This is a genomic window from Crossiella cryophila (genome assembly GCF_014204915.1).
Taxonomy (GTDB): domain Bacteria; phylum Actinomycetota; class Actinomycetes; order Mycobacteriales; family Pseudonocardiaceae; genus Crossiella; species Crossiella cryophila.
This window is the reverse complement of the sequence record NZ_JACHMH010000001.1, coordinates 1,499,256-1,517,381: the sequence shown is the minus strand read 5'-3', so window position 1 is coordinate 1,517,381 and position 18,126 is coordinate 1,499,256. Positions and strand designations below refer to the sequence as shown.

The window sequence follows — 18,126 nt, the reverse complement described above, 5'->3', positions numbered from 1 at the left end:
GTTCAGGCAACGAAAAAATCCACGGACAGCGACCACAGGTCACGGTGCGTCCCGGTCCTCCGGCTGGTCCGGCGTGCGGCAACAGTGCTCCAGCCACAGCCCGGCGGCGATCAACGCACCCGCGCTGAACGCGCCCAGCACCGCGGGCACGGTGTCGTTCTGCGCCGCCGCGAGCTGTCCCTGCAACGGCAGCACGTAGGCCAGCACACCCAGCCACACCCCCAGCAGCACCGCCCCGGCCAGCGAGGACGCCTTGGCCAGCGCGACCGAGCGGGCGGCGACCAACGGTTCGAGCAGCCGCGCGTTCGGGCGGCGCTGGATCCGGCCGCGCAGCACGAAGGCCCACCACACCTCGCCGAGGGCCACCGGCAGCAGCGTGACCCCCGCGAGCACCGGCACCCTTGGCACGTAGCCGTAGGCAAGTCGCAGTGCGAGATATGCCACAACGGCCAGCACGAGACCGGGCACCACAAGATCGCGGGCCCTGGTGAACCTCATATGCTCCCCATTCCCTCGGCCACCCCGTCCATGGGCGCGGCCACGCGCTGGTTCAGCGGCACCGCGAGGTAGAACTCCCGCAGCTCCGGGTCCAGCGAACCCGCCTTGGTCCGCACCAGCTGCCGCGCCCTGGCCAGCGTCTCCACCGCGGCGTCGAAGCGCCCGGAGCGCCGCTGCACCTCGGCGTGCCAGTACAGGATCTCCTCGCCGCGCACGGTGGGCAGCGGACCACGCCGGGCGTACAGCTCCACCGCGGCGGTGCTGGCGGCCTGGGCCTGCGGCAACTCGTCCAGTGCCAGGTGCAGCCGGGCCAGCAGCGAGTGCGCGGTGACCTCGCTGCGCACCATGGCCGCCCGCTGACACCGTTCCAGGTTCGCCGCGAGCAGTTCCTCGGCCGCGCCGAGCACATCAGCCCGGCGGCCCGCGGTGACCAGCAGGCCCTCGGCGTAGAGGTTGCACACCAGGGTGGCCACGGTCACCGAGGGCGTGCGGCCGGTCTCGGCCCAGGCCGACTCCAGCACGTGCACCCCGGCGGCCAGATCGCCCAGCTCCACCCGCAGCCGGCCGAACAGGGCCAGGTTGTAGGCGTGCCAAGGGTCCGGGGCGCCGTCACCGAGTCCGGCGGCCTCGGTCAGGGTGTCCGCGGCCGGATCCCACAGCCCGGCCGCGAGCTGCACCTGGGCCAGGTGGTTGAGCCCGATGGGCAGCAGCCGCGCGGACTCCGGCTCACCGCGCAGCCGGGCCACCGCGAACTCCAGCCGGGACTTGGCGATGCCCAGATAGCCGGCGTCGAACTCGCCGACGCCGATCTCCAGCTCGGTCCGCCGGAAGGCCCCGCGCAGCACCGAGGACCGGCTGCCGGTGATCTCCGGACTCGCCTTGGCCCGCTTCTCCGCCTCCAGCAGCACCGCCAGCCCGGCGCGCAGATCGCGTTTGGTCAGCTCCCGGCCGTAGGCGGACAGGGTGAGGAACTGCACCACCGCGTCCCCGCTCTGCCTGGCCAGCTCCACCGCCCGCTGCTGCACGGCCAGCGCCGCCTCCACGCCCTGGGTGCGGTGCAGCACCCGGCCGGCCACCGAGGCGGCCCTGATCCGCAGTTGCAGATCGCCGATCCGGGTCGCGGCGGCCTCGGCGTCAGCGGCCCAGCGCTCCACCGGGTTGGCCGAGCGGAACTCCGGGCTCCGGCTCCAGCGCGGTTCGGTGAGCAGCAGCAACAGTTCCAGCAGTTCCACGCACAGCCGGTCGGTCTCCGGGGTGGGCGGACCGGGCAGCTCGGTCAGGCCCTCCCGGCACAGCACCTCCGCCTCGTCGTCCCGGCCCCGCTCGGCCAGCGACCGCGCCGAGCGCAGCGCGGACTCGGCGAGCAGCATGGCCTCACCGGGGCGGTGGTGCGTCAACCTCGGCCTCCTACGCCGGCGGGAGGGTGAGCGTGAGGTCGTCCCGCCTGCGCACCCCGTCCATCGACAGCGCGGACAGCAGCGCGGCGACCGGGCCGTGGCCGGGCAGGATCGCGGCGGGCTCGACGTCCAGCCATGGCGCGAGCACGGTGGCCCGCTCCGGGGTGCCCGGATGCGGCAGCAGCAGGTCAGGGTGGTCCGAGCGCACCCCGTCGACGGTCACCACGTCGACGTCCAGGGTCCGCGGCCCCCACCGCAGGGTCCGGACCCGGCCGGCCGCATTCTCCAGTTCCTGGCCACGGCGCAACCACCCCCACTCGTCGGTGGCCGGATCTTCGACCAGCAACACCGCGTTGAGGAAGTCGTCCTGGTCGGTCACGCCCCAAGGGGCGGTCTCATACACCGGGGACACCGCGCGCACCGCGGCCCCGAACCCGGCCACCGCGAACTGGAGGTGACCGAGCCGGTCCCCCAGGTTGGAACCGAGGGAGAGCACCGCGGCGCTCATCGGTTCAGTAGTCCCCGGCCGGTTTGCCGCGGGCCCGGCGGGAGCGCCGGGCGGTCACCGCGACATCGGCGAAGGTCAGCGGGATCGGCGCGGACGGCTTGTGCACGGTGACCTCGGCCGCGTGTACCCGCCGGTCGGTCATCACGTCATCGGCCACCCGCGCGGCCACCGTCTCGATCAGGTCGAACGGCTCGCCGCCGACGATCGCGGCGGCCCGCTGGGCCAGCGCGCCGTAGTCCATGGTGTCGGCCAGGTCGTCGGTCTCGGCCGCCACGTCCAGGTCCAGCCACACCGTGATGTCGACCAGGAAGTCCTGGCCGTCGCGTTTCTCGTGCTCGAAGACGCCGTGATGCCCGCGCACCCGCAGCCCGGTCAGCGTGATCCGGTCGGTCACCGATCCCCCTTCTCCGCCACTGCCGCGCGCACCCCGCCGCGAGCCCAGGCCGAGGCCACCGCCACCGCGTCGAGCGAGCCGTGCACATCGTGCACCCGCACCCCCCACGCACCGGCCGCCGCGGCCAGCGCGGACACCGCCGAGGTGGCCGCCTCCCGGCCGTCCGGACTGCGCGGTGTGCCGTGCGGTCCAGCGAGCAGGCTACCCAGGAACCGCTTCCGGGAGGCCCCGACGAGCACCGGGAAACCCAGATCGATGATCTGGTCGAGGTGTTGCAGCAACGCCCAGTTGTGCCGGTCGGTCTTGGCGAAGCCCAGTCCGGGGTCGACCACCAGCGCCTCCGGGGCCACTCCCGCGGCCAGTGCCGCGTCCACCCTGGCGGTCAGCTCGGCGCGCACGTCGGCGACCACGTCCCGGTAACTGGCCAGCAGGTCCATGCCCGCGCTGTGCCCACGCCAGTGCATCAGGATCCAGGGCACCCCGGCCTCGGCGACCACGGCGGCCATCCGCTCGTCGGCCAGCCCGCCGGAGACGTCGTTGACGATGCTCGCCCCAGCCGCCAGCGCGGCCAGCGCCACCTCCGAGCGCATGGTGTCCACACTCACCGGCACGCCCTCGGCCACCAGCTCCCGGATCACCGGCACCACCCTGGCGGCCTCGACCTCCGGCGCCACCCGCTCCGCTCCCGGCCGGGTGGACTCGCCACCGACATCGACCAGGTCGGCGCCCCGCCGATGCATCTCGATGCCATGCGAGACCGCGTCCGCGGTGTCCAGGTAGCGGCCGCCGTCGGAGAAGGAGTCCGGGGTCACGTTGACCACGCCCATGACGACACACCGGCCGGGGTCGGGCAGCAGCCGATGCAGCGCCGCTCCCATCACGTTCACCGTCCCTTGATCAGCTCCAGCGCCTCGGCCCGAGAGGAGGCCGAGGTCTTCAGCAGACCACGGACGGCCGAGGTGATCGTGCGCGACCCCGGTTTGCGGATCCCGCGCATGGCCATGCAGAGGTGCTCGGCCTCCATCACCACGATCACCCCACGCGGATCCAGCTTGCGCACCACCGCGTCGGCCACCTGCGAGGTCAGCCGTTCCTGCACCTGCGGCCGCTTGGCGTACAGATCGACCAGCCGCGCGATCTTGGACAGGCCGGTGACCCGGCCGTGGCTGTTCGGGATGTACCCGACGTGCGCGACCCCGTGGAAGGGCACCAGGTGGTGCTCACAGTTGTGCGTGAGGTGCCCGGCGACCAGGAAGGTCGGATGGGGGTCGCAGGTGAAGCTGTATACGGTTTCGGCCGCTTGGACCGGTCGTACCGAGAGCACCCGGGTCCAGCGCGAGTCGACCAGTTCGGTGCGGTGCGTGTCCTGGGCGAACCCGTGCCGCACCGTCCAGTCGTCCCCGCCCGCGAACACCGGCACCCGAGCACCGGCAAGCGTCATCGGGCGGACGAGCTGGGTGCCGAGGTCGGCCAGCGGCGTCCACTCGAGGTAGCTGCCGCCGACGTCCTTGGCCTCCTGCCAGCCCTCCGGGGTTGCCAGGGGGTGGTCCGGGGTCAGGACGAAGCGGCCCTCCTCGGTGGTGACCTCGACCAGCTCGCGGGCCGGTCGGGCGGTGACCTCGGTGACCTCGGTCTGCTGCACGCGTCCGTCGGCCAGGGTCCACAACCGGTCGCCGATGCGGACATCCCTGGCGGCCTTGCGCCCGCCGACGGCGTTGACCGTCTGCTTGCTCGGCACGCACGTCGAATACATCGGGATGTCCTTGACCAGGACCAGTTCTTCGTGGCTCTCGTCGAAGGTCTTGTTCAGCACCGAATCGGGTTCGGTGTACAGGCCGGCGAACATCTCGCGGTAGGCGCGGGCGACCCGGGACGGGGTGTCCTTGAGGCCGTCCCGGTCCGGGTCCTCGCCGCAGGCCAGGAGTAGTTCACGGACGGCCGCCTCCGCCCTGGTGTGGTCGAAGGCGGGCCGTCCCTGCTGCTTGTCCGTGTTCAGCGGTTGCCGTCCGGCGGCTCGGAGTCGATCGGCCGGGTGGTGCTGGTGTCCCGGTTCTCGGTCGGCTTGGGCTGCGCCTCCGCGGGCGGGGTGCCCTGCGGCGGCTGCTGGGTCGGCCACTGCTGGCCGCCGGGCACCGTGGCCGGGGTCCAGCCGGGGGGCGCGCCGTAGTAGGGCGGGCCCGCCGACGGCACCGGCTGGGTGGGCTGGGCGTTCCAGCCGGTGGGCGGCTGCGGCGAGCCGGCGGGGGTGCCGTTCGGGCCGGGTTCCGGCTGCGGGTACGGCGGGCCGCCGGGCAGTTCGTTGCCGCCGGGCACCGAGGCGACCGGGGTCGGCTGCTCCTCCTGGACCGGGGGCCACGGCTCGCCGCGCTCCTTGGCCAGCTCGCCGGGGGTCTTGATCGGCGGGCGGTCGGAGGGGACGCGGTCGCCGAAGTCGTTGAACAGGGTGATCCGCGGGCGCTTCTGCACCGACTCGAAGATCACCTCCAGGTCCTTGCGCTGGAGGGTCTCGCGTTCGATCAGCTCGCGGGTCAGGTTGTCCAGGACGTCCCGGTAGGTGTTGAGCACGTCCCAGGCCTCGTCGTGCGCGGCCTCGATGAGCTTGCGCACTTCCTCGTCGATCTCGTGCGCGACCTCGAGGGAGTAGTCGGCCTGGTGGCCCATGGAGCGGCCGAGGAACGGCTCGCCCTCGTTCTTGCCGTACTTGACCGCACCCAGCCTGGCGCTCATGCCGTACTCGGTGACCATCGCGCGGGCGATCTTGGTCGCCTGCTCGATATCGCTGGAGGCGCCGGTGGTGGGCTCGTGGAAGACGAGTTCCTCCGCCGCGCGACCGCCAAGGGCGAAGACCAGCCTGGCGATCATCTCCGAGCGGGTCATCAGCTCCTTGTCGTCCTCCGGCACGACCAGCGCGTGTCCGCCGGTGCGCCCTCGGGGCAGGATGGTGACCTTGTAGACCGGCTCCAGGTCGGGCATGGCCCAGGCGGCCAGCGCGTGCCCGGCCTCGTGGTAGGCCGCGATCTTCTTCTCGCGTTCGGAGATGATCCGGCTCTTGCGGGCCGGACCGCCGACCACGCGGTCCACCGACTCCTCCAGCGCGGCGGCGTTGATCAGGTTGCCGTTGTGCCTGGCGGTGAGCAGGGCGGCCTCGTTGATCACGTTGGCCAGGTCGGCGCCGGAGAAGCCGACGGTCCGCTTGGCCAGCGAGTCCATGTCGACGTCGGGGTCCAGCGGCTTGCCCTTGGAGTGCACGTGCAGGATCTGCCGACGGCCGCGCATGTCCGGTGCGGCCACCGGGATCTGCCGGTCGAACCGGCCGGGACGCAGCAGCGCCGGGTCCAGGATGTCCGGCCGGTTGGTCGCCGCGATCAGGATGATCCCGCCGCGCGAGTCGAAGCCGTCCATCTCGACCAGCAGCTGGTTGAGGGTCTGCTCGCGCTCGTCGTGCCCGCCGCCGAGGCCAGCACCGCGATGGCGGCCGACCGCGTCGATCTCGTCCACGAAGATGATGCACGGCGCGTTCTGCTTGGCCTGCTCGAACAGGTCGCGCACCCGGGAGGCGCCGACGCCGACGAACATCTCCACGAAGTCCGAACCGGAGATCGAGTAGAACGGCACGCCTGCCTCACCGGCGACCGCGCGGGCGAGCAGGGTCTTGCCGGTGCCGGGCGGGCCGTAGAGCAGCACGCCCTTGGGGATCTTCGCGCCGAGCGCCTGGTAGCGGCCGGGGTTCTGCAGGAAGTCCTTGATCTCGTACAGCTCTTCCACGGCCTCGTCCGCGCCCGCGACGTCGGAGAAGGTGGTCTTGGGCATGTCCTTGGAGAGCTGCTTGGCCTTGGACTTGCCGAAGTTGAGCACCCGGTTCCCGCCGCCCTGGGCGTTGTTCATCATCCAGAGGAACAACAGCAGCAGCAGACCGGCCGGGATCAGGTAGAAGAGGGCCTGCAGGAGCACGGACTCCTGGGTGACCTTGACATCCCAGCCGCCGGTGACGCCCTTGGCGTTCTCCAGCTGGCCCAGGATGTCGTCCGCGCTCTGCGCGGGGAAGTAGGTGATCAGCTTGTCCTTGCCGTCGACGGCGTTGGTCAGGCTGACCCGGAGCCGCTGCTCCTTGTCCTCGAGGACCGCTTCCTTGACGTTGCCGTTCTTCAGCTGCTCGATGACCTTGGACGTGGGTACCTGGGAGAACCCTCGTGCGTCATCGAGCAGGACGCTGAACGCGTAGTAGAGCAGCAACGCCGCGACGATCCAGATCAGCGGGTTGCGGAGCAGGCGCTTGCGGTCCATTAACGTGCGGCCGCGGGGCGGCCTCCACCCTCCCTGACTTGCGTGCCGGGCAACGGAGCACCCGCCGCTGACGCGGAGCGGGAAACCATCGTCCGGCCAGCGTACCGCCCATGGTGTAGCGGCCTGGTGAGCGGACCGGCCGCCCACCACTGTTTCGCCTTGCCAACGGACGGGTGGCCGCTGGGGTTCCCCAGATGACCCAGGTCTCGCCGGTGTGAGCAGCGCCACGGCGAGCTGGCCCGTTCGGTTGAGCCTTGATCGCTGAACGCTGAAGCCCACTGATCCGTACGAGTGAGTACGAAGTCGCCGACTTTTCACGGACGAGTGAATATGTCATTCTCCGTGGTCGCAGACGTCGGGGTGCGAAAAATCTTTCACCATATCAGGTGCAAGTTCGTCGACTATTTTCTATACGGAAGGGTCTCGAAGGGCCATGTCTGGTCGTCACCAGCTCTCCAGGCCCAGCGCAGGTCTCAAGAGGGCCGCACTCCCCCTCGGCGCGCTGCTCGGTGTTGTCGTCGCGGCCGGGGCCACCGTGGTCGCGCTGCGGGTCTGGGACCCGGCAGGCGGCTGTGCGGGCGAACTCCCGCTCTACGTGACCACGGCGCCCGCGGTGGAACCGGTGGTCAAGGCGGCCGCCGACGAGTTCCACCAGGCCAAGACCGCGATCGGCGGCAAGTGCGTCAAGGTCGAGGTGCGCCCGCTGAACTCGGCCGAGGCCGCCACCGACATCACCGGGCCGGTGATCCCTGGGCAGAAGGTGCCCGCGCTGTGGATCCCGGACTCCGGGCTGTGGGCCCAGCGCGGCAAGAAGCAGGCCGAGTCCTCGGCCGCCCCCAGCGCGGTGGCCTCGATCGAGCCCGGCCAGTCACTGGCCAGTTCGCCGCTTGTCGTCGTGGCAGGCCCCGGGACCAGCGAGAAGCTGGGCGGGGCTGTGTCCTGGAAGCGGGTCGTCGACGGCGGGGTGACCACCACGATCGGCGATCCGGCAGGCACCACCGAGGGCCTGGCCACGCTGATGCTGATCCGTTCGCTGCTGGGCAACCCGGACGGCAGTCCGCGCCAGGAGCTGGTGGCCGCGCTGCTGCGGGTGGGCCGCAACACCATGCCGCTGGTGCGCGACGGCTTCGACAAGCTGGCCGCGGAACCGGAGACCGCACCCGCCTTCTCCGCCACCGAGCAGTCGGTGATCGCGCACAACCGGCGCGGCCTCGGCGTCAAGGCGACCGCGTTCTACCCGGATGAGGGCACCATCTCCTTCGACTACCCGCTGACCAGGGTGGCCAGCAAGGAGGAGGCGCCGGGCACCGCCGAGGCGGCGGAGACCTTCAGCCGGTTCCTGCGCACCGAGGGCACCGCCAAGCGGTTCCGGGACGCCGGTTTCCGCGATCCCGGTGGCCGCGCGGACCAGGCATGGGCCGATGCCGGGGTGAGCCCGAACCCGCCCTCGCTGCTGCCGCTGCCCACCCCGGACCAGGCCGCCGAGGTGCTGCGCACCTACAGCGCGGTGACCCTGGACGCCCGGATGCTGGCGGTGATCGACGTCTCCGGCTCGATGTCGGCCAAGGCAGGCAACGGCCAGAGCCGCATCGAACTGGCCCGCGACGCCGCGGGCACCGCGCTGGGCCTGCTGCCGGACACCACGCACATCGGCCTGTGGGCCTTCTCCACCGATCACGCGCCGAACCGGCACTGGACCGAACTGGTCAGCCTCGGCCCGCTGGCCGAGCCGATGGCCGGGGTCAACCGGCGGGCCGCGCTGGCTGGCGCGGCGGCCACGCTGCCGAGCAAGGTCAAGGGCAACACCGCGCTCTACGACACGCTGCTGGCCGCGGTGCGCACGGTGAAGAAGGACTTCGACAGCAAGCGGATCAACTCGGTGGTGCTGATCACCGACGGCGCCAACGACAACCGGTCGGGGCTGGACCTTGGCGGGCTGGTGCAGACGCTGACCGCGGAGACCGACCCGGCCCAGCCGGTGCCGGTGATCGGCATCGGGCTCGGGCCCGATGCCGATCTCAACGCGTTGCAGCAGGTCGCCAAGGTGACCGGCGGCAAGGCCTACGCGGCGCGGGAGGCCACCGACATCCGCGCGGTCCTGATGGACGCGCTGATCCAGCGGCGCTGCCGGCCGAACTGCTAGGGCCTCCTCCGCGAAGCCGCGTGGGCGAGAGTCGTGATCGAGGTGGTTCCTGGTGGCGCGGCCGGGCCGCCCTCATACCGGGCGTATTCGGGTGGTCCGGCCGTGCCGCCAGGGGCCGCCTCGGCGCGGCTATCGCGGGCGCGGCTTTGCGGAGGAGGCCCTGGCTCAGGTCGTGTAGACCTTTGGGTCCAACGTGCCGATGTAGGGCAGGTCGCGGTAGCGCTCGGCGTAGTCCAGGCCGTACCCGACCACGAACTCGTTCGGGATGTCGAAGCCGACGTACTTCACCGGCACGTCCACCTTGACCGCGTCCGGCTTGCGCAGCAGCGTGCAGACCTCCAGCGAGGCGGGTCGGCGCGAGGCCAGGTTCTTCAGCAGCCAGGACAGGGTCAGGCCGGAGTCGATGATGTCCTCGACGATCAGCACGTCCCGCCCGGCGATGTCCCGGTCCAGGTCCTTGAGGATGCGGACCACCCCGGAGGAGGAGGTCGCGGAGCCGTAGGAGCTGACGGCCATGAAGTCCAGTTGCACCGGCACGGGCAACGCCCTGGCCACATCGGCCATGAACATCACCGCGCCCTTGAGGACGCCGACCAGGAGCAGGTCCGAGGAGCGTCCGTCGGTCGGGTAGTCAGCGGCGATCTTCTTCGCCAGCTCGGCGGTCTTGTCCTGGATCTGCTGCTCGGAAACGAGCACGGAGGCAATGTCGCCCTCGTACACGGCGCGGCTTCCCCTCAGTCACAACGATCGGTCGAGGACCAGCCTGTCATGCGCGCGCCCGGCCACCAACCCGCCGGGCAGCGCGACACCCCCCTGACCACGCCAATGCGCCACCAGGGCGTCCACAGCCCGCAACTGGGGGTCGGTGAGTTCGCTCACACCCGCGCCGAGCAGCCAGCTTCGCAGCACCCGGCGGCGCAGCGCGGCGGGTGCGGCCTTGAGCGCGCCGACGGCCAATCCGTCGCCGTCGCGGGCCTGGGACAGCAACTCGGCGGCCAGTTCGTCCAGGGCCTGGGTGTCCTCGCGGAGCTGGGCGGCGGTGCGGGCCAGCGCGGCGGCCACCCCGCCCTGGAGCACCTCCTCCAGCAGCGGCAGCACCTCCCGGCGCAGCCGGACCCTGGTGTAGGCCGGGTCCAGGTTGTGCGGATCGGACCAGGCGGTCAGGCCCTGCGCGGCGCAGGCGGCCGCGGTGGTGCTCCTGGCCAGGCCGAGCAGTGGGCGGCCCCATGGCGGGTCCAGTTCGGCCATCCCGGCGATCGAGCGTGGCCCTGAGCCGCGGCCGAGGCCCAGCAGCACGGTCTCGGCCTGGTCGTCCCTGGTGTGCCCGAGCAGCACCAGCGCGCCCTCGGGCGCGGCCGCGCGCAACGCGGCGTAGCGGGCCCGGCGGGCGGCCGCCTCCGGCCCACCCGGCCCGGTGACCTCGATGGTCAGCACCCTGGCCGAGGCGCCCAGCTCGCGGAGCTGCTCGGCGGCCCTGGCCGCGACCTCGGCCGATCCCGGCTGGAGCCGGTGGTCGACCACCAGGCCGTGCACGTCGAGATCGCGCTTCCGTCCACAGTGGACGGTCGCGGCGGCCAGCGCGAGCGAGTCGGCGCCGCCGGAGCAGGCCACCGCGATCGGGCCGGTGACCTGGTGGCGGTCCAGGAAGCGGCGCAGTGCGGTGCGGACCTGCGAGACCGCCGGATCGGGCGCGGCCAACGACTCAGCCGAGCACGCGGCGGATCCAGGCGTCCGGATCGGCGATCTCGGCCCGGCTGGGCAGGGTCTCCGGCGAGGTCCAGACCCGGTTGAACCCGGTCATCCCGACCCGGTCGACCACGTGTCCGGTGAAGGCCGAGCCCTGGGCGTACTGGCGGATCTTGGCGTCCACGCCGAGCAGCGCGCGCAGCACCCGGTCGGCCACCCCGCGCGGGTTGCGGCGCACGGTGAACCGGGAGCGGATGGTGGCCACGCTGGGCACCACGGCCGGTCCGGCCGCGTCCATCACGTGGTCGGCGTGCCCCTCCAGCAGGGTGGACAGCGCGATGATCCGGTCCAGCACGGCCCGCTGCTTGGGCGTCTGCAGCAGCTCGACCAGCGCGACCGGTGGTTCCTCGGTGTCCTTGCGGCGGGCCGAGCGCAGTGCCTCACCGGCTCTGGAGAGCAGTCCGGCGGTGGCGTCGTCCATGGTGGAGAGCAGGGTGCCGACCTGGGCGGCGAAGTGCTCGCGCAGCCAGGGCACCGCGGTGAACTGGAGCCGGTGGGTGGACTCGTGCAGGCAGACCCACATCCAGAAGTCCGTCTCCGGGACCCGCAGGGCCTGTTGCGCGGCCACGATGTTCGGTGCGACCAGCAGCAGCCGGCCCGCGCCGTCCGCGCCGCCGAAGGGGTCGTACTGCCCGAGCACCCTGGTGCTCAGGTAGGCCAGCACCATCCCGGCCTGCACCCCGGCGGTCCCGGCCAGCACGCCACCGCGCCAGCCGCCCGCGCCGCGGGGCAGGGCGTGATCGGTGAGCGCGGCCAGGCCGTCCACGGCGGCCCGCACCCAGTCCGGGCGGTCGACCACATCGCCGGGTAGCAAGGGGAGTCCGGCGCCGAGGCCGGTGATCTCGCGGACGTGGCTCTCCGCGGCGACGGAGAGTTCCCGCATCCCGCGCACGGCCGCCTGGGCGGCGTCGCGGGCGATGACGGGCCCAGGGCGGAGCAGCCGCTGGGCGGTCGCCGTGGCGACACCCCAGTCGACAGGCCCCGGCCCCTCAGCCGGATCCAGCGGCCGTGCGGCCGATCCCGCGTTCACCCCTAGGACGCTACCTGGCACCCCCCGTGATCGTCATCGGCCAGCCGGTGAACAGCATGGTTACGGTCGCGATCGAGACCCTGACCCACTGAGAGGAATCCGGGTGAAACGACTGCTCAGAGGCTCGGTCGCGGCAGCTCTGCTGTTATCCGCGCTGACCGTGCCCACCGCCTCCGCCACGCCGTTGATCAGCTGGAAGCCCTGCGCGGAGGCCCAGCTGGCCGCCGCCGGGGCCGAGTGCACCGACATCGCGGTGCCGCTGGACCACGCGAACCCCGGCGGCCCCAGAATCAGTCTGGCCGTATCGCGGGTGAAGCATTCGGTGCCTGAAAGTGCGTACCTCGGGGTGCTGCTGGTCGCCCCGGACGCCTTCACCGGCGGCGGTTACCTGTTCCCGCTGACCGCGGCCAGACTGCCCGGCGCCGGCGCGGCCTACGACTGGGTCGGCTTCGCCCGGCGCGGGCTCGCCCCGAGCAGCCCGGCGCTGAGCTGCGTACCGAACTACCACGATTTCAACCGCCCGAAGTACGTGCCGACCTCGGCCGCGGACGAGCAGGTGTGGCTGGACCGGACCAGGTCCTACGCCGATGCCTGCGCCAACCAGGAGGCCAAGGCGCTGCTGCCGCACATGCGCGCGGTGGACGTGGCCGCGGACATGGATTACGTGCGGGCCGCGCTGGGCAGGCAGACGGTGTCGCTGTTCGGCCAGACGCACGGCAGCTACCAGGCCCAGGTCTACGCCTCCCGGTACCCGTTCCGGCTGGGCCGGATGGTGCTGGACAGCAGCGTCGACCCGCGCCGGGTCTGGTACGGCGCGAACAACGTCGACCTGGCCCAGCCGTTGCAGCGCAACTTCCTGATCTGGTTCGACTGGCTGGCCGAGCACGCGGACAGCTACCACCTCGGCCGCACCAGGGACGAGGTGAAGGCGTTGTGGGACAGCAAGATCCGCGAGGTGAGCGAGCAGCCGGCCGGTGGCGCGATCGGACCGTCGGAGCTGCTGGACTTCTTCCTGGTGCCCGCCTACAACCAGGCCAGCTGGCCGGTGTTCGGCAAGGCGCTGGCCGACTGGGTGCGCACCGGTGACGCCGAACCGCTCAAGGCGCTGTTCACCCAGGTCATGCACCGCGGCAACGACAACGTCTACGCCGCCCTGCTGGCCCAGATCTGCACCGACGCGCAGATGCCAGCGGACTTCCCCGGCTGGCGCCGGGACGCCCAGGCCCTGCACACCTTCGCCCCGGACACCACCTGGGGCAACGTCTGGTTCAACGCGCCCTGCCTGCGCTGGCCGGTGCAGGCCTCCACGCAGGTGAACACCGGCGGGCCGACCCGCACGCTGCTGGTGGCCGAGACCCTGGACGCGGAGAGCCCGTTCACCGGCAGCCTGGAGACCCGGTCCCGCTGGCCGAACTCGGCCCTGCTGGCCCTGCCCGGCGGCACCAGCAACGGCGTCACGCCCAACGGCAACGCCTGCGTGAACGCCGCGCTGAACGCCTTCCTGCTGCGCGGTGAACTGCCTGCCCGGCAGCCGGGGGTGCGGGCGGACGCCGAATGCGCGCCCAACCCACGTCCGGTGCCGTTCGGCTAGTTACAACCGCAGCGCCGCAACGCCGCGGCCAGTGAGTCGAGCGCGTCCCGCGCCGGGTCGCTGGCCGCGCCGGTGGCCATGAAGGAGAAGGCCAGCAGGCGACCGTCGTTGGTGGTGACGACGCCTGCCAGGCTGTTCACCCCGTCCAGGGTGCCGGTCTTGGCCCGCACCCAGCCGCGGCCGGTGGCGTTCTGGCCCTTCTCGTACCGCTTGGCCAGGGTGCCGGTGCCACCCGCCACCGGCAGGCCGGTGAGCAGTGGGCGCAGTTTGGCCGCGCGGGCGTCGGTGCCCGCGGCCGCGGCCAGCAGTGAGCTGAGGAACTTGGCGGGCACCCGGTCCTCGGTGGACAGGCCGCTGCCGTCGGACATCTTCACCCCGGCCAGGTCGAACCCGTTGCGGGAGAGCACGTCCAGCGCGGCCTTGCTGGCCCCGGCGAAGGAGGGCTCGTTGCCGGTGCCGCGGGCGGTCTCCCTGGCCACCGCCTCGGCCAGGATGTTGTCCGAGGTGGACAGGAAGGCGCCGACCAGCCGGGGCAGTGGCGGCGAGTCGACCTTGGCCAGCACCTTGGCGCCCTTGGGCGCGGAGCCGACCTCGGTCGCCGGGTTGCCGCCGAGCCGTTTGGCCAGCTCGTTAGCTGCCGCCTGGGCCGGTTTGTCGGTGCGCGGGGTGGTGGAGGTCAGCGGGTCGCGGCGGGCCGCGTCGACCATCAGCGGCACCATCGGCGCGACGTGCCCGCCGGCGATGTCCACCGCCAGCCAGCCCGGCGCCAGCGGCGGACCGGCGTACCGGTCCACGTCGATGACGATCTTCTTCACCGGGCCGCCCGCCTTGGCCTTGACCTGCTCGGCGAGGTCGTCCAGGCGTGCGGCGTCCGGGTAGAAGTAGGTGGGCTTGTTGGCGGGCAGCGCGGACAGCGTGGTGTCGCCGCCGCCCACGAGCACCACGGTGCCCGGTTCCGGACCTTCCAGCACGGTGGTGCTGAGCCGGGTCTGGTGGTCGAGGGCGAGCAGCGCGGCGGCCGCGGTGACCAGCTTGCCGGTGGAGGCGGGGGTGCGCGCGGTGCCCGCGCCGCGTTCCCACAGCACGTTGCCGGTGCTCGCGTCGAGCACGCTGCCGGTCAGCTCACCCAGCGCGGCGTTGCCGGCCAGCGGGTCCAGTGCGGCGGCCACGCCCTTCGGGCTGGGGGTGGGGGCCTGTGCGGGCAGTGCGCGCAGCGCGGCCTGCGGGTTCAGCGGCGCGGGCGGCGGCTGGGTGCCGACTCCGCCCTCGCTGCTCAGACCGAGCTGCTGGGCGATCCAGGGCCCGCCGAGCACCCCGCCGACGCCGAGTCCGGCCACCAGCACCAGCACGGTGGCGAGCAGCAGAAGTTTTTTGCCACGTTTCCCCGGTTTGGGTGGCGCCGCGGCGGCCGCGGCTGCCGCCGGCGGGGGCGGGCCGACCCTGACCGGCTGCGCGGGGGCCGCACTGGGCACCGGCAGCCGCACCGTCACCTGGTCCAGGCCCGGGTTGACCTGCGGTGATGGGCCCTGCTGCGGCGGTGGCACCGGGCCGTTGCCGTGCGGCTGCTCGCCTCCGGTCACGCGTGTCCTCCTGCGGCGGATGGAGAAAGGAACTTCTGAACTCGGTCAATGTCACACCGTCCCAGGCCCGCTCGGAGCGGTTTCGGCGCGACTCTTGGTCCACACTAGACGGGTCTAGACACAGCTCGGCTGCGCCTGCTAGCCGGGGCACGTGCCGATCCGAAGAACGAGCGAGGAACCGCGTGGAGTTCGACGTCACCATCGAGATCCCCAAGGGTGTGCGGAACAAGTACGAGATGGACCACGAGACAGGGCGCATCAAGCTGGACCGCACCCTGTTCACCGCCACCCAGTACCCGGCGGACTACGGCTTCGTGGACAACACGCTCGGCGAGGACGGCGACCCGCTCGACGCGCTGGTGCTCGTGCAGGAGCCGACCTTCCCCGGCTGCCTCATCCGCGCCCGCACCATCGGCATGTTCCGGATGACCGATGAGAAGGGCGGCGACGACAAGCTGCTCTGCGTCCCGGCGGCGGACCCGCGCTCGGAGCACCTGCGCGACATCCACCACCTCGCGGAGTACCACCGCCTGGAGATCCAGCACTTCTTCGAGGTCTACAAGGACCTCGAGCCGGGCAAGAGCGTGGAGGGCGCCTCCTGGGTCGGCCGCACCGAGGCCGAGGCCGAGGTCGTCCGCTCCTACGAGCGCCTGAAGAACGCCGACGGACAGCACTGACCCGTCCGCACCCGGAACACACAACGGCCCCGAGCGCAGCGCGCCCGGGGCCGTCGTCGTGGTGGGATCGATCAGCCGGCCAGTGCGGCGGCCGCGTGCTCCTCCTGGGCCCGGCGCTGCATGCCGGACTGGTTGGACAGCGGCTTCTCCTTGAGGAACCAGACCACCACGAAGGCCACCACCATCACCAGCGCGCCGGTGAGGAAGACGGTGTCCATCGCGGAGGAGAAGCCGTCCTGGAACGGCCGCGCCAGCCGAGGGTCGAGGTTGATCAGGAAGGACGTGTCGTCCAGCGAGGGGGAACCGACCCCACCGTTGGCCATCATGTCCAGCACCGGCTTGTTGGCCGGGTTGGCCAGCACCGCCGGATCGCGCACCGCGGCCAGGAACTCCGGGGTGAGCGCGGCACTGCGCAGTGCACTGGCGATGCGGTCGCCGACCACCCCGAACAGGATGGAGAGGAAGGCCGCGGCGCCGATGGTGCCGCCCATCTGCCGGAAGAAGGTCACCGAGGCGGTGGCCACGCCCATGTCCGAGGGCGGCACGTCGTTCTGCACCGCCAGCACCAGGGTCTGCATGCAGGACCCGAGGCCGGCGCCCATCAGCACCATGTAGATCGCGGTCAGCCACAGCGGGGTGCTGAAGCCGATGGTGCTGAACAGCAGCAGCGCGGCCACGATCAGGCCGATGCCCACGATCGGGAAGGTCTTGTACCGCCCGGTCTTGGCGGTCCTGGTGCCGCTGTACATGCTCGCGGTGAGGATGCCGAAGGTCAGCGGCAGCATCATCAGGCCGGACTCGGTCGGGCTCATGCCCTTGACGATCTGCAGGTACAGCGGCAGCGAGAGCAGGCCGCCGAACATGCCGATGCCGATGATGAAGTTGAGCAGGTTGCCCAGGCTGAACACCGAGCTGCGGAACAGTCGCAGCGGCAGCAGCGCCTCATCGCCCATCCGCCGTTCGGCCAGCACGAAGGCCACCAGCCCGGCGACGCCCAGTCCGATCAGGCCAAGGGTGAGCGGGTCGCCCCAGCCCCACTGACGGCCCTGCTCGGCCACGATCAGCAGCGGCACCAGGCCGACGGCCAGCGAGGCCGCGCCGAGGAAGTCGATGCGGTGGTTGACCCGGTTGTGCGGGATGTTGAGCACCCTGGTGACCACGACCAGCGCGGCGATGCCCAGCGGCAGGTTGACCAGGAAGACCCAGCGCCAGCCGTCGATGCCCATGAAGTCGTTGAGCCCGGCGAAGAAGCCACCGGCGACCGGGCCGGCCACGCTGGAGATACCGAAGACGGCCATGAAGAAGCCCTGGTACTTGGCGCGTTCCCGGGGCGGCAGCACGTCGGCGATGATCGCCAGCGCCAGGGACATCAGGCCACCGGCGCCCAGGCCCTGCACGGCGCGGAAGGCGGCCAGCTCGTACATCGAGTTCGCCACCCCGCACAGTGCGGAGCCGATCAGGAACAGCGAGATCGCGGTGAGGTACATCGGCTTGCGGCCGTAGATGTCGGACAGCTTGCCGTACAGCGGGGTCGAGATGGTCGCGGTGATCAGGTACGCGGTGGTCGCCCACGCCTGCACGGTCTGCCCGTGCAGCTGGTCGGCGATGGTGCGCATGGCCGCGGAGACGATGGTCTGGTCGAGGGCGGCCAGGAACATGCCCATCATCAGACCGGACATGATGGCCATGATCTGGCGATGGCTCAGGCCACTGGCGACCGGGGCGGTTTGGGTGTCTGACATCTACTTCTCCACTCCCGAACGGGCGTAGTCGACCAGTTCGGCGATCAGGCCGGGCATGTGTTCCTCGTAGGCGCCCACGAAGCGGTGCAGCAGGGTGGCGAACTGCCGCCGGTCCTCCGGCGGCCAGCCGGAGACCATGCTGGCGATCATCTCGTTGCGCCGGTCGCGATGCCGGAGGAACAGCTCACGCCCGGACTCGGTGGCGGCCAGCAGGGTGGCCCGGCCATCGAGGGGGTCGGCGGTTCGTTCGACCAGGCCGTCCTTGACCAGTTGGGCCACCTGACGGCTGATCGTGGATGGATCGGAGTAGACGGCTTCGGCCAGCGCGCTGGACCGCAGCGGCCCGGTGTGCACCAGCGTGGCGAGCAGAGTGAACGAAGTCTTGTCGATCCCCAGTTTGGCGCTCTGCGCCGCCATGCACGCCGTCGCGCGGTTGAGCCGGACCAGGGCCATGCCGATCTCGTTGGCCTGGGCCAGTCCCGTCTCGTCCATGTGATCCCTCTAGTTGCTTGCATCATCCAATTAGTTGCTGCATA

General features: G+C 71.6%; 15 protein-coding genes and 2 pseudogenes. 3 read left to right on the top strand and 14 right to left on the bottom strand.

Annotated elements, in window-relative coordinates:
* Positions 1-39 precede the first annotated feature (39 nt).
* The 8 genes and pseudogenes from HNR67_RS07210 to ftsH form a co-directional block, all read right to left on the bottom strand.
* Positions 40-498, bottom strand: a complete 459-nt coding sequence (locus tag HNR67_RS07210; protein ID WP_185001300.1) for a DUF3180 domain-containing protein — start codon at positions 496-498, stop codon at positions 40-42.
* Positions 495-1,895, bottom strand: coding sequence for a hypothetical protein (locus HNR67_RS07205; RefSeq protein WP_185001299.1), 1,401 nt, complete (start codon positions 1,893-1,895; stop codon positions 495-497). The genes HNR67_RS07210 and HNR67_RS07205 overlap by 4 nt, the downstream gene beginning before the upstream one ends.
* Before the next feature lie 10 nt (positions 1,896-1,905).
* Positions 1,906-2,403 carry a 2-amino-4-hydroxy-6-hydroxymethyldihydropteridine diphosphokinase gene (gene folK, locus HNR67_RS07200; RefSeq protein ID WP_185001298.1) on the bottom strand — a complete coding sequence of 166 codons (498 nt, stop codon included), beginning with the start codon at positions 2,401-2,403 and terminating at the stop codon, positions 1,906-1,908.
* Between the two features lie 4 nt (positions 2,404-2,407).
* Complete coding sequence (folB, locus tag HNR67_RS07195) at positions 2,408-2,797, bottom strand: dihydroneopterin aldolase (protein ID WP_185001297.1); 390 nt, start codon at positions 2,795-2,797, stop codon at positions 2,408-2,410.
* Complete coding sequence (folP, locus tag HNR67_RS07190) at positions 2,794-3,675, bottom strand: dihydropteroate synthase (RefSeq protein ID WP_185001296.1); 882 nt, start codon at positions 3,673-3,675, stop codon at positions 2,794-2,796. The genes folB and folP overlap by 4 nt, the downstream gene beginning before the upstream one ends.
* Before the next feature lie 5 nt (positions 3,676-3,680).
* A pseudogene (gene folE, locus HNR67_RS43415) lies at positions 3,681-4,022 on the bottom strand (GTP cyclohydrolase I); the annotation flags it as partial.
* A 513-nt stretch (positions 4,023-4,535) separates the two neighbouring features.
* Positions 4,536-4,793 (bottom strand): annotated as a pseudogene (locus HNR67_RS07180) (GTP cyclohydrolase I); the annotation flags it as partial.
* The gene (gene ftsH, locus HNR67_RS07175; RefSeq protein WP_185001295.1) at positions 4,790-7,081 is read right to left on the bottom strand and encodes an ATP-dependent zinc metalloprotease FtsH; all 2,292 of its coding nucleotides are present in this window, start codon (positions 7,079-7,081) and stop codon (positions 4,790-4,792) included. The gene ftsH and the pseudogene HNR67_RS07180, both read right to left, overlap by 4 nt.
* 433 nt (positions 7,082-7,514) lie before the next feature.
* Here ftsH and HNR67_RS07170 point away from each other — a divergent pair, with 433 nt between their 5' ends.
* Positions 7,515-9,224, top strand: a complete 1,710-nt coding sequence (locus HNR67_RS07170) for a substrate-binding domain-containing protein (RefSeq protein ID WP_185001294.1) — start codon at positions 7,515-7,517, stop codon at positions 9,222-9,224.
* A 165-nt stretch (positions 9,225-9,389) separates the two neighbouring features.
* Here HNR67_RS07170 and hpt read toward each other — a convergent pair whose 3' ends face one another.
* From hpt to HNR67_RS07155, 3 genes are read right to left on the bottom strand one after another with little or no spacing between them, the layout of a single operon-like run.
* On the bottom strand, positions 9,390-9,944 hold the full coding sequence (gene hpt, locus HNR67_RS07165) for a hypoxanthine phosphoribosyltransferase (RefSeq protein WP_185001293.1): 555 nt from the start codon (positions 9,942-9,944) through the stop codon (positions 9,390-9,392).
* 18 nt (positions 9,945-9,962) lie between these two features.
* Entirely contained in the window at positions 9,963-10,922 is a 960-nt protein-coding gene (gene tilS / locus HNR67_RS07160) for a tRNA lysidine(34) synthetase TilS (RefSeq protein ID WP_185001292.1), read from the bottom strand.
* Positions 10,923-10,926: 4 nt separating this feature from the next.
* Positions 10,927-12,000 carry a zinc-dependent metalloprotease gene (locus HNR67_RS07155; RefSeq protein ID WP_312986668.1) on the bottom strand — a complete coding sequence of 358 codons (1,074 nt, stop codon included), beginning with the start codon at positions 11,998-12,000 and terminating at the stop codon, positions 10,927-10,929.
* Positions 12,001-12,103: 103 nt separating this feature from the next.
* Between HNR67_RS07155 and HNR67_RS07150 the strand changes: the two genes are divergently transcribed.
* The gene (locus tag HNR67_RS07150; protein ID WP_185001291.1) at positions 12,104-13,591 is read left to right on the top strand and encodes an alpha/beta fold hydrolase; all 1,488 of its coding nucleotides are present in this window, start codon (positions 12,104-12,106) and stop codon (positions 13,589-13,591) included.
* Here the strand turns inward: HNR67_RS07150 and dacB are convergent.
* A complete protein-coding gene (dacB, locus tag HNR67_RS07145; RefSeq protein ID WP_185001290.1) occupies positions 13,588-15,171 on the bottom strand; it encodes a D-alanyl-D-alanine carboxypeptidase/D-alanyl-D-alanine endopeptidase in 1,584 nt (527 codons plus the stop codon). The two genes, HNR67_RS07150 and dacB, sit on opposite strands and share 4 nt — an antisense overlap.
* Before the next feature lie 182 nt (positions 15,172-15,353).
* Here dacB and HNR67_RS07140 point away from each other — a divergent pair, with 182 nt between their 5' ends.
* Positions 15,354-15,848 (top strand): inorganic diphosphatase, encoded by a 495-nt coding sequence (locus tag HNR67_RS07140; protein WP_185001289.1) that lies wholly within the window; start codon positions 15,354-15,356, stop codon positions 15,846-15,848.
* 71 nt (positions 15,849-15,919) lie between these two features.
* Here HNR67_RS07140 and HNR67_RS07135 read toward each other — a convergent pair whose 3' ends face one another.
* Together HNR67_RS07135 and HNR67_RS07130 are read right to left on the bottom strand one after the other, a co-directional pair.
* The gene (locus HNR67_RS07135; protein WP_185001288.1) at positions 15,920-17,590 is read right to left on the bottom strand and encodes an MDR family MFS transporter; all 1,671 of its coding nucleotides are present in this window, start codon (positions 17,588-17,590) and stop codon (positions 15,920-15,922) included.
* Positions 17,591-18,082 carry a MarR family winged helix-turn-helix transcriptional regulator gene (locus HNR67_RS07130; protein WP_185001287.1) on the bottom strand — a complete coding sequence of 164 codons (492 nt, stop codon included), beginning with the start codon at positions 18,080-18,082 and terminating at the stop codon, positions 17,591-17,593.
* Positions 18,083-18,126 lie beyond the last annotated feature (44 nt).

Excerpts from the sequence above, each read along its gene's own strand:
- HNR67_RS07210 (WP_185001300.1), bottom strand. The coding sequence starts at position 498 with ATGAGGTTCACCAGGGCCCGCGATCTTGTGGTGCCCGGTCTCGTGCTG.
- folK (WP_185001298.1), bottom strand. The coding sequence starts at position 2,403 with ATGAGCGCCGCGGTGCTCTCCCTCGGTTCCAACCTGGGGGACCGGCTC.
- folP (WP_185001296.1), bottom strand. The coding sequence starts at position 3,675 with ATGGGAGCGGCGCTGCATCGGCTGCTGCCCGACCCCGGCCGGTGTGTC.
- ftsH (WP_185001295.1), bottom strand. The coding sequence starts at position 7,081 with ATGGACCGCAAGCGCCTGCTCCGCAACCCGCTGATCTGGATCGTCGCG.
- HNR67_RS07170 (WP_185001294.1), top strand. The coding sequence starts at position 7,515 with ATGTCTGGTCGTCACCAGCTCTCCAGGCCCAGCGCAGGTCTCAAGAGG.
- HNR67_RS07135 (WP_185001288.1), bottom strand. The coding sequence starts at position 17,590 with ATGTCAGACACCCAAACCGCCCCGGTCGCCAGTGGCCTGAGCCATCGC.
- HNR67_RS07130 (WP_185001287.1), bottom strand. The coding sequence starts at position 18,082 with ATGGACGAGACGGGACTGGCCCAGGCCAACGAGATCGGCATGGCCCTG.